The sequence below is a fragment of the Psychrobacter sp. genome (assembly GCF_030454045.1).
Lineage (GTDB): Bacteria > Pseudomonadota > Gammaproteobacteria > Pseudomonadales > Moraxellaceae > Psychrobacter.
The window spans coordinates 1-14,569 of the sequence record NZ_JAKDJE010000023.1; the positions used below are offsets into that span (position 1 = coordinate 1).

12 protein-coding genes, 2 tRNA genes, 1 other RNA gene and 1 pseudogene are annotated in these 14,569 nt (G+C 44.6%); 4 read left to right on the forward strand and 12 right to left on the reverse strand.

What is annotated here, in order from left to right; genetic code table 11:
- Positions 1-199 precede the first annotated feature (199 nt).
- The 4 genes from L0G63_RS06130 to L0G63_RS06145 form a co-directional block, all read right to left on the reverse strand.
- The gene (locus tag L0G63_RS06130; RefSeq protein ID WP_301449844.1) at positions 200-400 is read right to left on the reverse strand and encodes a hypothetical protein; all 201 of its coding nucleotides are present in this window, start codon (positions 398-400) and stop codon (positions 200-202) included.
- Between the two features lie 115 nt (positions 401-515).
- Positions 516-2,288, reverse strand: a complete 1,773-nt coding sequence (gene creC / locus L0G63_RS06135; protein ID WP_301449845.1) for a two-component system sensor histidine kinase CreC — start codon at positions 2,286-2,288, stop codon at positions 516-518.
- Positions 2,289-2,380: 92 nt separating this feature from the next.
- Positions 2,381-3,163 (reverse strand): response regulator, encoded by a 783-nt coding sequence (locus L0G63_RS06140; RefSeq protein WP_301449846.1) that lies wholly within the window; start codon positions 3,161-3,163, stop codon positions 2,381-2,383.
- Between the two features lie 232 nt (positions 3,164-3,395).
- Positions 3,396-4,700: a glycerophosphodiester phosphodiesterase family protein gene (locus L0G63_RS06145; RefSeq protein WP_301449847.1), complete on the reverse strand. Its 1,305-nt coding sequence runs from the start codon at positions 4,698-4,700 to the stop codon at positions 3,396-3,398.
- A gap of 460 nt (positions 4,701-5,160) precedes the next feature.
- Here L0G63_RS06145 and L0G63_RS06150 point away from each other — a divergent pair, with 460 nt between their 5' ends.
- The 3 genes and pseudogenes from L0G63_RS06150 (at position 5,161) to L0G63_RS06160 (ending at position 7,194) form a co-directional block, all read left to right on the forward strand.
- The gene (locus tag L0G63_RS06150; RefSeq protein WP_301449848.1) at positions 5,161-5,832 is read left to right on the forward strand and encodes an alpha/beta hydrolase; all 672 of its coding nucleotides are present in this window, start codon (positions 5,161-5,163) and stop codon (positions 5,830-5,832) included.
- An 85-nt stretch (positions 5,833-5,917) separates the two neighbouring features.
- Positions 5,918-6,276: a transfer-messenger RNA gene (ssrA, locus tag L0G63_RS06155) on the forward strand.
- Positions 6,277-6,626: 350 nt separating this feature from the next.
- Positions 6,627-7,194 (forward strand): annotated as a pseudogene (locus L0G63_RS06160) (transposase).
- Positions 7,195-7,349: 155 nt separating this feature from the next.
- Here L0G63_RS06160 and L0G63_RS06165 read toward each other — a convergent pair.
- The 4 genes from L0G63_RS06165 to L0G63_RS06180 all read right to left on the reverse strand — a co-directional run bounded on the left by L0G63_RS06165 (position 7,350) and on the right by L0G63_RS06180 (position 9,708).
- Positions 7,350-7,436, reverse strand: a tRNA-Leu gene (locus L0G63_RS06165).
- A gap of 124 nt (positions 7,437-7,560) precedes the next feature.
- Positions 7,561-7,634: transfer RNA gene (locus tag L0G63_RS06170), tRNA-Cys, on the reverse strand.
- Between the two features lie 177 nt (positions 7,635-7,811).
- On the reverse strand, positions 7,812-7,946 hold the full coding sequence (locus L0G63_RS06175; protein ID WP_208855952.1) for a putative transporter small subunit: 135 nt from the start codon (positions 7,944-7,946) through the stop codon (positions 7,812-7,814).
- Positions 7,947-8,040: 94 nt separating this feature from the next.
- Entirely contained in the window at positions 8,041-9,708 is a 1,668-nt protein-coding gene (locus L0G63_RS06180) for a sodium:solute symporter family protein (RefSeq protein WP_301449849.1), read from the reverse strand.
- A gap of 680 nt (positions 9,709-10,388) precedes the next feature.
- Here L0G63_RS06180 and L0G63_RS06185 point away from each other — a divergent pair.
- Positions 10,389-10,544 carry a hypothetical protein gene (locus L0G63_RS06185; protein ID WP_301449850.1) on the forward strand — a complete coding sequence of 52 codons (156 nt, stop codon included), beginning with the start codon at positions 10,389-10,391 and terminating at the stop codon, positions 10,542-10,544.
- A gap of 71 nt (positions 10,545-10,615) precedes the next feature.
- Here L0G63_RS06185 and fdhD read toward each other — a convergent pair whose 3' ends face one another.
- Genes fdhD through L0G63_RS06205 form a run of 4 tightly spaced genes read right to left on the reverse strand, consistent with a single transcriptional unit; the run spans position 10,616 to position 14,462 of the window.
- Positions 10,616-11,665, reverse strand: a complete 1,050-nt coding sequence (gene fdhD / locus L0G63_RS06190) for a formate dehydrogenase accessory sulfurtransferase FdhD (protein ID WP_301449851.1) — start codon at positions 11,663-11,665, stop codon at positions 10,616-10,618.
- Positions 11,666-11,671: 6 nt separating this feature from the next.
- Positions 11,672-11,842: a hypothetical protein gene (locus L0G63_RS06195; protein WP_301449852.1), complete on the reverse strand. Its 171-nt coding sequence runs from the start codon at positions 11,840-11,842 to the stop codon at positions 11,672-11,674.
- 59 nt (positions 11,843-11,901) lie between these two features.
- Entirely contained in the window at positions 11,902-12,072 is a 171-nt protein-coding gene (locus tag L0G63_RS06200) for a hypothetical protein (RefSeq protein WP_301449853.1), read from the reverse strand.
- A gap of 59 nt (positions 12,073-12,131) precedes the next feature.
- Positions 12,132-14,462 (reverse strand): FdhF/YdeP family oxidoreductase, encoded by a 2,331-nt coding sequence (locus L0G63_RS06205; protein ID WP_301449854.1) that lies wholly within the window; start codon positions 14,460-14,462, stop codon positions 12,132-12,134.
- Positions 14,463-14,569 lie beyond the last annotated feature (107 nt).

The window sequence follows — 14,569 nt, forward strand, 5'->3', positions numbered from 1 at the left end:
CCTTGTCTGGAACAATTTTAGCAATCAGCAGTGCCTATTTGCGAATGTTCAACACGCCCTAGTATTTTTATAAAATAATCAGCCTTTTATCGTTTTCAGTGTTTGATATTTGACACAGAGGCGATAAAGGGCTTTTTTTATATTCAAATAAAATACAGGGGTTGCCTAAAAACAATCAACGCGTTGAGTGAGCAAGGTATTATGCTGCCAGTTGATAATCATCAATAGCCACGCATTGCTGATGACGAAAAACCAGTAATAGTCGCTGACTAGGCGCCGCCAACCAATGTCCAAACTCAACGCTACTCACACCTTGGCTGGATAGTATCTTCGCGCAGTGATGACGGCTATGACCTATTAGACTTTTAACGATTATTTTGCTAGACAATGAATACGTCATGAAACTTCCTCTCTTAATCTATTTGATGAGTTTGAATAACGTCATCGTAAAACAAAGAGATAGAAATGAAGTGCAATCATGATGGAGATTTCATGAACTGTCATCATTTGTATTTTTAAGCTAATGGCAAGGTGATGCTAACCATCACGCCAGAATACTTTTCAGTATCAGTATTCTGGTGCGTCTGGACATTATTGATAGTGACCTTACCACCGTGATGTTCAATGACTTGCTTGACCAACGTCAGTCCAAGCCCCGTACCTTTTTTGAGGTTGCTACTGGTCGCATCAGAAGATGGTGGTTCATGGTTTTGATGTACTGAGTCTGTTTCTAGTTGTATCTTTTGAGGTGTATTGTGGCTTGTCATTGGATGAGCAGATTGGCTTTGATGAGAGAGACTAAAATAACGCTCAAAAGCTTTTTCAATAGCATAATCAGGCAACAGTTTACCGTCGTTGAATATATCGATAGTCACCGTGCGCGCTGTGCTATGCAAGTAAATCTCGACCATGCTATCAGCAAAATGAATGGCATTGTCCAGCACATTTTGTAGGACTTGTATCAACCAAAACTGGTCAGCAAACACACTGTTAGAGGCCAACAATTCTGCTGGCAAGTTTGCTGTGTTTGTCATGTGCTGATCATCGATATATATGTCGATTGGTCGTAGATTTTGCTGTTGTTGCTTGGCGGTGTTGTCCTTTACCAAGCTTTGTAGCAGTGGCAGTAGCGGTGTACGCTGACGACTGAGTTTAAAGGTCGGCTGTTCAACTTTGGCCAGTAGCAATAGCCGATCGATGAGCTGCTGCATTTTGATGCTCTGTTCGCCTACTGTCTCGATCAGCATTTGCCGATCCTCTTTATCAAGCGTATGACCGTCCAACCCATCATCCTCTAGCAGCTCGCTACTGGCGCGTATCGCTGTCAAAGGGCTTTTTAGCTCATGAGTTAAGGTATGTACATAATCAGTCACATAAGCGCGATTTTCTAAGCGATGCTTCATGGTTTCAATGGTATCGGTCAGGCTATTGAGCTCTTGACCCAAATAAAAATAGGGCTTTTTGGTGTCCTCTGCTAGCGCACTGGTATATTGGGTGACAAGAGTGATGCTTTGTTTGAGCCACCAAGCGACGAGTCCTGCCAGAATGAGGGCAGCAATACTGATAAATAACGCGGTGATTAGCATACGGTTACGCGTGTCATCCAAATACGGCAACACGCTCGCGACAGGTTTGCCGACGCTGACCACGCCGATGATATCGCCTGCTGCATTTTTTATGGGCTGTGCCACATACATGACTGAACCATCACGCCGCTGATGATCACGTAGCGTACTTCTGGCACCGTATTGTCCTCTTAGGGTGAGATAAACATCATTCCAGCGCCCATAGTTTTGCCCCTCATTATTATCAGGTTGGGGTAGGGAGTCATATATGACTGTACCATTACTGTCTGTGACATATACCCGAAAGCTACTATAGTTTTTGGTTTGATTGACAGCGCCTAAGTGCTCGTTAGTCGCCGGTATGCCCACAAATGCAGTATCGAGCTGTGCTTGATACGCTTCATCGTATAGCTCGCCCGTAGCCAATGGCACTTGCAGGCTAGCGGCTAGTAATTTACTGGTGTCTAATAGCGTGTCTTCGATGACCTGCTGGGCGGTTGGCTTAACGTAGCCAAATAATTGAGTAAAAACAACAATGCCACAAATGATGAGTACCAAAACGACCGCCAGCCAAATCCTAAAAAAGATACTCAGATTTAGCAATCGCTTACGCTTAGGGGCTTGCTGCGTCGTACCAATAGGATGCAATTTGGCATACCAATTGCTTTGGTCATTATGGCTATCGTCATCAGTACCGTGCCAGTCATTGGCGCTTTTATTCATAGGGGAGAGCCGTTATAGAGCTTAAGGATAAAAATCAAAAAAGGCGAGATAGTCGTTGCTCATGTCAACATCCTCAATGCCAACATATGATATTAGGCGGGACATAGGGCGTAACCCAGTCCGCGATGTGTATGAATGACATCGACACTTGCATCAACACTTGCAAGCTGCTTACGAATCGATTTGATATGACTGTCTATCGTGCGAGCCAATCGATGATCAGGATAGTCACTCACCGCATTGAGTAGCTGCTCACGGCTAAAAACTTGATTGGGCGCTTGTAACAAGGTGAGTAAAATTTTGCGCTCGGTGTTACTAAGCTCAAGCTTTTGGTGTTGCCATTTCAAGGAGTAATTTAGGGGTTGGTAATGCCAAACGCCAGCTCGGTTCTCAAATATCAATGCTTGATTAGGCAGTTGGTTAGAGGAGGTGTGGTCAGGTTTGTCGCTTGAATGAGGGGTATGAGTTTCAGCCTGTTGAACCAAGAGCTGTTCACGTCGCCAAATCGCTTTGAGACGTGCGACCAATTCGCGTGGACTAAAGGGCTTGGCACAATAGTCATCACCGCCCATCTCCAATCCCAAAATACGATCGACCTCATCGCTACGCGCGGTCAAAAACACAATAGGTAAATCTTTTAGCGTATCGATATCAGTTGTATGGCGTATTTGTTGGCACAAGCTCAAACCATCACCATCTGGCAAGCCCACATCCATGATGATCGCTGATAGATCTTGCGCTTGATCGCTTTTTAAAAATGGCAGTACGCCGCTGGCGTTATCTAGCCACGTAATCTGCCAGCCCTCGCGTTTACAGGTGACTTTGAGGGACATCGCGATCGCAGGATCATCTTCTACCAGTAAAATATGGGTCATAGTCTCTATATCGTCTTATAAACTCAGTAAATTATCGTAGCACAAAAGCGTGGGTTGCTCTGGCTGCTACGAGTCAAATGGTGTGAAAAGTTAATGGAAAAAGGATGTGCTTAGTACAAAGTTTATGACGTTACCCCATTGATGCATTCAATAAAAAGGTCAGCTTAATAAAGAAGCTGACCTTGGTAATAAAGATTAAGCATGATTGTCTGCTAATAGACTAAGCGAAAACCTACTTAAGACCTTTGCAGTTGGCGTAATAGCTTACCGTAGCGGGCCAATCTGAGAAAATGCCTTGGACACCGACGTCCTGCGCTAGTACGTCAATATAATTCATCATATCACCATCATTGTTGATAGCATCACCAAGACCGCTATAGTACCAATCGCCACCATCGGTTAATGGTCCTGAACGCTCTATCGACCAAGTAATGATTTTTAGACCATTGGCTTTGGCTTGTTTTGCGTATTCTGATGGTTGCATATCGCCTTTACCGTCAGTAGTGACTAATAACCACAGCGCCGGTGCAATGGTATTGATGCCACGTGCTTTGATATCAGCCAATGAGTGCTTCCATGTACTTGCGTCATTTTTATCAAATGTCTTATTATTAGCGGTCTCATTGCTGTCATCAATAAGATAGACGGCATTGGCGCCATAAGCTGGCTCGTTTTTGATCCAGTAATCCAGATCTTCTATATTGAATGATTGAGCAAACACATCGCTTGCAGGCACGCCCGCTGCCTTATAAGTATCTATCAGTTGTTGGCGGTAATCGTCTAAACGATAGCCGTTGAAGGGCATGGTCACGGCTGGTGCTTTTAGCTCAGGCGTGTGCTTCATGCCTAGCTGGCGCGCCAATGCGATATGCTCTTTTAAGGTTAACACCTTACCATTTTGTGAATACAAGTCCGTTCGCCAAGGTGCGGTTGCATTCATATACTCGCTAATGCTGGTTGCTTTTTTATTGGCAGCATCCATCTTACCCGTCAAGGTTTTAAATTGAGCGGCACTGATATCTGAGGTGCGACATTCGATACTATTGGCATTGGTAAGTTTACCCTGAGCATCCAATACAGGCGGTACGGTACATTGCTTGGCCAGCGGCGTGGTCAAAATATTAGTCGTGGTGTGCAAATCGTTTTGGGCATGACGACAGACAAGCTCTCCATCATTGGTAAATGCAACATCACATTCTAAGATGCCAGCACCCATTTGTGCTGAAGCCACGTAACTATCATAAGTATGTTCAGGTAGCTGTAATGGCGCACCTCGATGCGCAATAGAGAAGTCTGTCTTACTTGGTAGTTGCCCCCTGCACGCCTGTAACTCTTCTTTTAATGGTCCCTCGTCCATATCATTGATCAGATAAAACGGACGTACCCCATAAGTATATGCGAGAGGTGAGGACGACTGTGGTTGCAGTTGCGCAGTTGATGAAGATGCTTTTGATGTGTTGATTGAACGGCTATCGGTAGTGCAGCCTACGATCAGTAACGAGCTGATGAGCGTCAAAGGTAGGGCAAAATTAATCATAGTCAATGTACCTTTATTCAGCCTAGACGCTGATTTATTAAAAATTGTCATGTAAAATGTTCCTGAAAAATGATAAAAAATCTATTGACCATAGCAATAAGAACTAAGACATTATTACTTAAAGAGTGCTAAAAATAACTATAGGTTGCCTATATTTCTGCAAGAGCCTAGTATTAATATGGACACAATTGTAGGCGTGTATATCAAAAATAAAAAAACGGTTGTATTTAGATGTGATGACTTTGTATCGTGATAAATTGATATTTTTTGCTCGTAGAGTCGTACGTCTCTTTTGCGCTTTTTACGTCACCCATGCTTTTGCTATTTTTTGTTCAGTACCTCATTATCGACTACGTACCTAAACTGACAGATGATGTTGAACATATGATGACACATTCGTTTTTTTGGTAAAAAATAAGAAATGCTTAGCGCATATCTCTCTACATTATTAAGGATAAACATGAGTAACTATTTAGACGCCGTTATTGTTGAACACAACCCGTCTCAGAAAAAGATAGACCGCGCGGTGATTTGGCTGCACGGTCTTGGTGCTAGTGGTCATGATTTTGAGCCAATCGTACCGCAGTTAGGCTTGGCAGAAGACATGGCGGTACGTTTTATTTTCCCGCACGCACCAAAACGTCCAGTGACAGTGAATGGTGGTATGGTCATGCCTGCATGGTACGATATTCTAGAGATGAGCCTAGAGCGTAAAGTGGATGTCGCTCAGATCGAAGAGTCTTCTCAGCAAATACAAGATTTGATTAGCCGTGAGATTGAGCGCGGCGTATCACCAGAGCACATCGTTATTGCCGGATTTTCGCAGGGCGGGGCAGTGGCCTACCATGTGGCGCTAAGCTATCCACAGCGCTTAGCTGGCTTGATGACGCTCTCTACCTACTTAGCGACCAATGACAATATTGAGTATAGTGCTGCCAATAAAGACATGTCAATTTTGATTGAGCATGGTACGCATGACCCAGTCGTGCCTGTCATCCTAGGTGAGCAAGCACATCAGCTATTATCAGCAAAAGACTATAATGTGTCTTATAATACGTATCCGATGGCACATCAAGTCTGTATGCCGCAGATTCAAAATATTGGTCAGTGGTTAAATACCGTTTTGGCGTAAATTATCAAGCTGTAACGTAATGTAATGCAAGTCTACTATAGGTTGAAAACTTGCCTAATTTTCCTATATAATAAGCGACCTTATTGGGGATGTTCTGGCTTCGACGCTGGTGATGAAACTCAATGATGCATGTCGAGAGTGTATGTCCTCTCGTTAATCAAACATATATTGTTATAGTCGCAAACGACGAAACTTACGCTCTAGCAGCTTAAACCCTGCTTACTGCGCTGCCGATTACCTATAGTTGGTTAGCCCAGTTGAAGCGTCCGTATATAGGTTCGCCACAGGTGATTGTCTCAATCGCTTGGGTTCAAAAGTAGAGAATCGTCCAATCCATCCTGACTGTCGGATCGGTGAGGACTAAAATTAAAGACAGAAACTAAACATGTAGATTCATGAGCGTAATGCTGGCGGACGCGGGTTCAACTCCCGCCATCTCCACCAAACACTGATAAAGGGCTGACAGTCGCAGATTGTTAGCCCTTTATTTTGCGTGTTTTTTGACTTTTTCTTACCTTATAAAGTGATGGCTAACATATAGGATGTTGGGTTTATTGTTGGTATTGAAGCTTTTCCAGCTGTTCAATACTAACAAAAAATACTCTGATATCCTTGACCTATATCACGTTACGTAGCATAGATTTCACCATGAAATATCTCGTGCTTATCATCGTCGTAATTAGCTAAAACGCTATTCAAGGCAAGCTAGAATTGCTTTTCAGTATGTCTATTTGTAACCTTCAAGTCTAAAAAATAGGGGCTGTAGTAGATAAGCACTATGCTAGACTACTTTTATGAAGATAACCCGTTGTAAACTAAGTAAAAAAGTACAGCGAAGGCTGTTAGAGTTTTTTACGGCTGAAGTGACTGCTAGAACAGCCGCAGATTTGCTTGATATTCAGCCTAATACTGCTGTACTTTTTGACCATAAAATAAGACTTGTCATAGACTATCATCTCTCGTTAGAAGCTGATGAGCTTTTTGATGGTGAGGTCGAATGAGATGAAAGTTACTTTGGCGGTGTACGCAAAGGCAAAAGAGGTCGCGGGGCTGCTGGTAAAACCGCTGTATTTGGGATTCTAAAACGAAACGGTAAGGTGTATACCATTGTCGTAGCAGACACCAAGCAGACCACGCTAATGCCTGTTATTAAGAGTAAAATCAAGCCTGACAGCTTTGTTTAAAAACAATCACATTAATGGCATTGAGAACTTCTGGAACCAGTCTAAACGAACTCTCAGAAAGTATAATGGAATCGATAAGAAGAACTTCCATTTATTTTTAAAAGAGTGTGAGTTTAGATTCAACTATGGCTCACCATCTAATCAGCTGAAAATTCTGAGAAAATGGTGTGATATTTAATCCTTATCCACTACAGCCCCTACATTTAAAAACCAGTGTACATCAGATGCATGGATTGGGATAGATAGAGCAGGACAGTATAGGACGTCAGATACAGCAAAGCCCCTGATATCAGGGGCTTTGGCTACTCTATAAGATAGTATAGAACTATGTAATGGTACCCGGAGCCGGACTTGAACCGGCACGCTATTGCTAGCGAGGGATTTTAAATCCCTTGTGTCTACCAATTTCACCACCCGGGCAAAACTTGTGTTATCTAACATGTAAACTAGCTGATAGACTGTCTAGTTACTAGATAAGTGGTCGCTATTATAATCAGTTGAGATAATAATGCAAGCCAAAATTAACGTAAAGTTAATAAATAATTGGAGGCTGGAGTCGGAATCGAACCGGCGTTAACGGAGTTGCAGTCCGCTGCATGACCACTCTGCCATCCAGCCAATCAAGGTGGACTATATTAGCAAAAATATGCCAAATTACAAGTCATTTTTTGGCTAAAAATAGCTTATTTGCTCACTTGTGCTGATTTTAGTGCTTTTTTATGAGTTTTTTGCGTATTCAGGCTCATCAGCGAGCCGAACTCACTGATGAGAGTACTGATCATTGAGTGTGTACTTTTATAATATCTCTTCGTTATTACGTTTGGCTCGTTTGATATCGCGATAAGTCGCGGTACAAATCAATACCAGCACGCCGAGCGTAATGGCTGGCCAAATTAAAATATATAAGCCGTAGATAAAGACGTTGTCCATGATATCTCCTTATAGTATTTATGAAGGGTTGCCTATGCAGCGGGTCACATATTGACCAACTGCTAAACCCGCAAGCGGTGCTCGCTACCTGTGTTTATGAAAGCTCAGAGGTCGATGCCTTGGCTTTTTTATCATAATCGCCGACACGTTGATTGATTAAAGCAAAATCAAAGTGTTCATCACCCATGAGGCTAACGATGATACAAACGATGGTGCTGGCACCATAGGCCGTTAGTGAGGCCAGTAGTACCATGTACTGACGTAAGAAGCCTGTGGCAAAAATGAGCATCAGTACCAGCGTGAGCGCTGCCGCTACCATGCCGATTTTACGACCCAAAAAGCCAAAGACCATCAGTCCAATCACGACTGCGGCGCCCACACTGGCCAGTATTTCAAAGAAAAGGGCAGTAAAGCCTGTCATCGGTAGCAGCTCAAAGCGTACTACACAGAATAGCAGTAGGCCGATGATGACTGCCGTGGTAAAGGCGGCATTGGTCACGCGGTTCCAAAACACACTGGCGATGACTGGAAAAACAATCGCGCCCCACAGCGCCCCTACAAAGACCAACATCACCAAGATATCTAGCTTAAAGCTGGCAAAGATCAGTCCGGCAGCGGTGGCGATAATCATCGTGCTACGACCAACGAGCATCATGGTTTTAGGCTTGACGCGGCCTTTGGCAATGTTTTTGCCATACACATCTGCCATCATAATGGTCGATAAGGCCGACAAATCTGAGTCGGCTGTCGATGATAGTGAGCCAATGACCAAGATAAAGAACAAGGCGATAAATACAGGGTGCAAGTAAGTGCTGACCATTTGCGGAATCAGATTATTCATATCGCCATTTAGCGGCTCGATACCGATGGTCAAAGCCATCAATCCGATCATACCAAGACCGATGACGATACCAGCATAGCCGACCGTGGCGGTAATAAAGGTCTGTTTAATCTTAGTCTTATCGATCGCAAACAAGCGCTGCGTGATGGTTTGGTTACCAATCGCATAAGCAAGTACAGCGACAAAATAGGGCGCTCCTTGCTGAAAAAACGCTTCGGATGAAAAGAAATCCTGCTGTTCAAGCGTGAGGTTAGAGAGGCCATCGACCATGACTTGCGGCCCACCCATCGCAAACAGTACCGCTGGAATAATGACAATACCGATGGCCATCAAAGCGACCAATTGCGCAAAGTCTGTAAAGACGGAAGCACGAAACCCTGAGGTTAGCGTATAGCTTAAGACGCCGATACCAGCGATAAGTACACCGGTCTGAAACGATAACGGTGAGAGTACGGAAACTAAGGCGCCGGCGGCGGTGAAGTTGACCATCAAGCTAATTAAGCTGCCCATAAGATTAGATATGGCTAAAATTAATTGGCTTGATGAGCCATGGCGGGCGTGGATAAGCTCACCTAAGGTATGACCATCGGGCGCAAGCTCACGAAAGCGCATACCAAAAGGATAGATGAATAAGATCATCAGCGCGCCCCAAAAGCCGTAATGTATCGGCCCTGATACGCCATACTTGTAGCCAGAGGTCGCTGCCGCATAAAACGATGCCGCCCAAATCCAAGTAGCGGTCATACTAGCAGCACCCATGCCAAAGCCGACGCCGTGGCCTGCCACCATAAACCCTGAAGTGGTTTCTTTGTCTTTTTTGATCAGCAATGACAACAAATACGTGCCGCCATAAAACGCTAACAACAATAAAATAATAGTTAACGATGAAAATTGGAACAGTGACTCAGTTTTCAAATTCATACCTCGCGATTATTTTACATAAATAAAAGTTTAATAATCTAACTTTATCCAAAACTGTTAAGAATACAATAAAGCCCATAAAAGTCTTATGTAGAGGCATCACACAGTGCTAACAGTTGGCCGTCATAAAAAGCGGTCAGCGCCGACCCAAATGCAGCGCGCTGGCGCACTTGGTGTTTTAAGAGTAGATCCTGCAACCTGTAAATGACAACTGCCCATTGACATCATGCCGGTTACTCACTGTTGTACGTCATTTGAAAAAATCACATGCAACAGTGAGCCACGTCTCACAAAAATCGCAGGGCAGTCCTCAGCATGCGTCTATTGATGGATAGTCCATCACGCTGTCAAGTGGTCATACTTGATAGTAGCTGGCTGCTATAGAGCGTTGACAAGGCAGGTATCTACAGCAAAATTATGGATAAGCACTCAGCCATCTGCTGATGACGGTGCTAAGTGTAGACAGCTTTATCGGCTAATATGTATAGCCGGCTGAAATACACCCAAGCATGAGCGAATTTTTGCCCATGATTAGGTAATTGACGCATTACCTGTAGTTAAGGTATCAAACACGTTACAGCCCTGATGCGTCGCACCATAGGCTCAGTATTTATAAATAAAACTACAGCTATGTTAACTATGTGTAACATACTCGTGCGCTAAGGGTACCCTATTCTGCCGTGAAGCTCAAATCTATCGGTCAGTTATCTGTCATAAATGACCAAAAGGCAGAGGCAGACCTCAAGAAAAATGGCATTGACAAATGGGGTTTATGGAAAGGTGTTTGTGAGGGTATCAATAAGGCTAACGTATTGAATGGTGGCAGTATTGAATGATCAATGTGAGGGTATCAAAGTAAACGAATCAGTGATAACGACAGGATTTAGAAAATGTGGTTAGGCAATACTCACCAAATACCAGTGTAGTAGGTGACTCTATTGTCACGCAAAAACCCAGCCAGTCCCAAACCATAGCGCTGGGCGACCCGTACGGCCGTACTGGTGGGCGCAGACATGCCAACGAGCCAAGGGATACGCCCCCGAATCGATTTTTGTACCAACTCAATCGATAATCGTGAGGTCATGAGTACGCAATCAACCTCTACTTTTTGTCGCAGTTGCCAACCGATTAATTTGTCGAGTGCATTGTGACGGCCTACGTCCTCAAACAAGTACAACTGCTGATCGTATATCGTCGCTGCTGCATGCACAGCTCCTGTCAGTTGGTGTGTATGCTGTGCGGAATCTATTTGCTGACGTAGTACTAATAGATACTCAAGGCTTGGCACGGTTGCCTTAGAACCATGTATGTTTGCTTGTGAATAGTGGCTCAAGTCGGGCAATGCCTGTGTCAGGCCCGTAATACCGCACATGCCGCAGCCTGTACGCCCCGCCAGTTGACGCTTTTGTGCTTGGATACGCTGATGGCAGCGCTGGTTTAGCACCAGCTCTACGACATAGATATCATAATCTTGAAATTGCTCTAAGCGTTGCTCAATGGAGGCGGATTCAAGATCCCCATCGTTTAAGGATTGAGCAAACTTTTGGTAGCTGGCAATATCTGTAAGATGTGTCACTTCCCAATCAAGCAACTCATGACTGTGCTGAATCAAGCCCTCGCTAAATAAGAACCCAACAGCCAAATACTCTAGTTGGTAAGGGCTGGCCATCAGTACCGCATAATGAATCCCATTAATAACGATTGATACCGCTGCCTCTACTGCCAAACTGGTGGTTTGAGACTCAATACAGCTTTGAGGTATATCGGCTCCATGAGCCTTGTCCGATGGATAATAATGCTTCTGCGCTAAATGTTTGCGAGCGAGCATTGTCTCGGCTGCGCTATTATCATTATCCTCAGATATCTCAGTCATAATCACTCTAGTTTCAGTCGTCTCTGCCATCATAGCCATTTTGCTAGAGGACTCACTTTGCTCAAAATTACTTTCAGTGATCATCACCACTTATACAGGTTCGGCTGTCTGAACACTTGCATTCACACGCTCTAAGCTCACGGTCGTCGATTTGTATGCTGGGATATGAGAGTCTGGCGCATGGGTATCCAAATCAAACAGATCGTTACATTCAGGATAATAGGCGGCGATGGCATTGGCGGCGATATCCATCTCAGTCAATATGAGAGGCCCTAGTACGCGCGGCTTGTTTTTATGCGCTGTGTGGCTTGAGCTGCTACTTATACAGCTTCTGCTGTCTGAACACTTGTATTCACACGCTTTAAGATCACGGTCGTCGATTTGTATGCTGGGATATGAGAGTCTGGCGCATGGGTATCCAAATCAAACAGATCGTTACATTCAGGATAATAGGCGGCGATGGCATTGGCGGCGATATCCATCTCAGTCAATATGAGAGGCCCTAGTACGCGCGGCTTGTTTTTATGCGCTGTGTGGCTTGAGCTGCTACTTATACAGCTTCTGCTGTCTGAACACTTGTATTCACACGCTTTAAGATCACGGTCGTCGATTTGTATGCTGGGATATGAGAGTCTGGCGCATGGGTATCCAAATCAAACAGATCGTTACATTCAGGATAATAGGCGGCGATGGCATTGGCGGCGATATCCATCTCAGTCAATATGAGAGGCCCTAGTACGCGCGGCTTGTTTTTATGCGCTGTGTGGCTTGAGCTGCTGGCGTGCCGCGATACCATCACCTGATCTCCTTTTTGCCAGCCTAGGCGGCTGATTTCATCTGGATGCATGAATAGCACGTCGCGGCGGTTGGTCTGGCGATAGCGGTCTTTAAACCCGAATATCATCGTATTGAACTGGTCATGACTACGAACGCTGGTCAGTTGCCAAACCTTTTGCGTTGTGTCCTCATGATTAATGTCATGTGTGTCCGCCATTTGGGCAGCGACATAAGTGATAGGGTATTGTGGTACTTCAAATTGAGCTTTGCCACTCTCGGTATTCCACACGCGATGACGCGCCGCATGATACAAATGAAACCCGCGCTCATTGGTACGAATGCGCTGATTGAAATCATCAAAACCATTAATGGCTTGAGCAATATAGTCTCGAATGAGATCAAAATCTTCGCTCATGGTAAGCCAAGGAATAGAGGAGTCAGCGCCAAGTACGTGTGTCGCAAGCTCCGCTATAATCTTTGCCTCAGACTTTAAGGTATCACTCACAGGTTTTAGCTTACCTTGAGTTGGAACTATCTGACACATTGAATCTTCAATCGTTGCAAACTGCTCACCTTTTGTCGTTGTAATGCGCTCAGTACGACCCAGACAAGGTAGAATGATGTTGTTTGCCCCAGGATATAGCATCGTCTCATTGAGCTTGGTACCGACAAATATATTGAGTTGAGTGGTGGTTAATGCTTGTTGAATAGCGCTCGTATCAGGGGCTGCCACAGCATAATTACCGCCCATACCCATAAACACTTTTAATTCACCTTTGATAAGGGCTTTGGCGCCTGTGACGACATCATAGCCATGCTCTTTTGGCATAGGACGCTCAAAGACACGCTCAAGACTGTCCAGTAAGGTTTTACTCGGGCGTTCATGGATACCCATGGTACGATCGCCCTGAACGTTGGAGTGACCACGAACAGGAGAGGCACCTGCACCATCAATACCGATCATACCCATCAGTAGTAGCAGATTGGTAATCATCGCAACATTGTCATCGCCTTGCACATGCTGGGTGATACCCATGCCCCAAGTACAAATGGTCGCTGAACTATCAGCCACTAGTCCCGCTAAGCTGATAATATCGGACTGAGAAATACCGCAGCCAAGTGTGATATCTTCCCAAGTCTGCGCTGTCAGCCATTGCTTCAACGGCTCAAACCCTGAGGTATGAGTGGTAATAAAATCATGGTTGATTCTATCATTTTCAATCAGCCATTTAGCAATACCCGTTAGCAGCGCTGCATCACCGCCGATTTGAATTTGCACGACATCATCAACCATATCATCACTTTGACCCGCGGCCATATGCGTGGGCTTTTGCGGATTTCTAAATCTACTCAAGCCTTGCTCGCGCATCGGATTAATCGAGATGATGCGGCTCCCTTGCTCATGCGCGTGGGCGAGCATCTCGAGCATGCGCGGGTGATTGGTCGCTGGATTTTGTCCAAACATCAATATCAGCTTGGCCTGCTCAAAGTCCTCTAGCATGACCGTGGCTTTACCGATACCTAATTGCTTACTGAGCATTACTGAGGTTGGTTCATGACACATATTTGAGCAATCAGGCAAATTATTGGTGCCAAAACAGCGTACAAATAACTGATATAAGAAGGCTGGCTCGTTGGTCACGCGCCCTGAGGTATAAAATAGTGCTTCATTGGGTGAATCAAGCTTTCCAAGCTGCACAGCGATTAGACTATAAGCCGCTTTCCAAGGGATAGGGACATAACGATCTTGTGCGGCATCATAGTACATCGGTTCTGACAAACGACCACTATGTTCAAGCTCATAGCCAGACCATCCTTGTAACTCGGTCACGGTATGCCTTGCAAAAAAATCAGCGTCTGCTTTGTGTGTCATGGTCTCACTGGCAATGACCTTGATTCCGTTCTCACAGACATCAATGGTCTTGTGTGATTTATGGTCAGGCCATGCACAGCCTGGGCAGTCAAATCCGCCCTGAGGTTGATTGCTTTTTAGAACGCTGACACTACCTCGCAAAAATGTCTGATAGTCCATCAGTTTTTGAGTCGAGGAGATCAGCGCAGGCCAACCAGCAGCAGGGTGGGAGTAGATAGGAATTTTGCGCATGACAGACCTCATAGATAGATGACAATAGCGAAGCATTGATAGACAACAACTATATAATGGTCAACAGAAACTTCATATGATCATTAACTATAGATAACAAAAAACCT

Bases quoted from the DNA above. Each gene is read 5' to 3' on its own strand.
- L0G63_RS06130 (WP_301449844.1), bottom strand. From the start codon at position 400: ATGACGTATTCATTGTCTAGCAAAATAATCGTTAAAAGTCTAATAGGT.
- creC (WP_301449845.1), bottom strand. From the start codon at position 2,288: ATGAATAAAAGCGCCAATGACTGGCACGGTACTGATGACGATAGCCAT.
- L0G63_RS06140 (WP_301449846.1), bottom strand. From the start codon at position 3,163: ATGACCCATATTTTACTGGTAGAAGATGATCCTGCGATCGCGATGTCC.
- L0G63_RS06145 (WP_301449847.1), bottom strand. From the start codon at position 4,700: ATGATTAATTTTGCCCTACCTTTGACGCTCATCAGCTCGTTACTGATC.
- L0G63_RS06150 (WP_301449848.1), top strand. From the start codon at position 5,161: ATGAGTAACTATTTAGACGCCGTTATTGTTGAACACAACCCGTCTCAG.
- L0G63_RS06175 (WP_208855952.1), bottom strand. From the start codon at position 7,946: ATGGACAACGTCTTTATCTACGGCTTATATATTTTAATTTGGCCAGCC.
- L0G63_RS06180 (WP_301449849.1), bottom strand. From the start codon at position 9,708: ATGAATTTGAAAACTGAGTCACTGTTCCAATTTTCATCGTTAACTATT.
- fdhD (WP_301449851.1), bottom strand. From the start codon at position 11,665: ATGATCACTGAAAGTAATTTTGAGCAAAGTGAGTCCTCTAGCAAAATG.
- L0G63_RS06205 (WP_301449854.1), bottom strand. From the start codon at position 14,462: ATGCGCAAAATTCCTATCTACTCCCACCCTGCTGCTGGTTGGCCTGCG.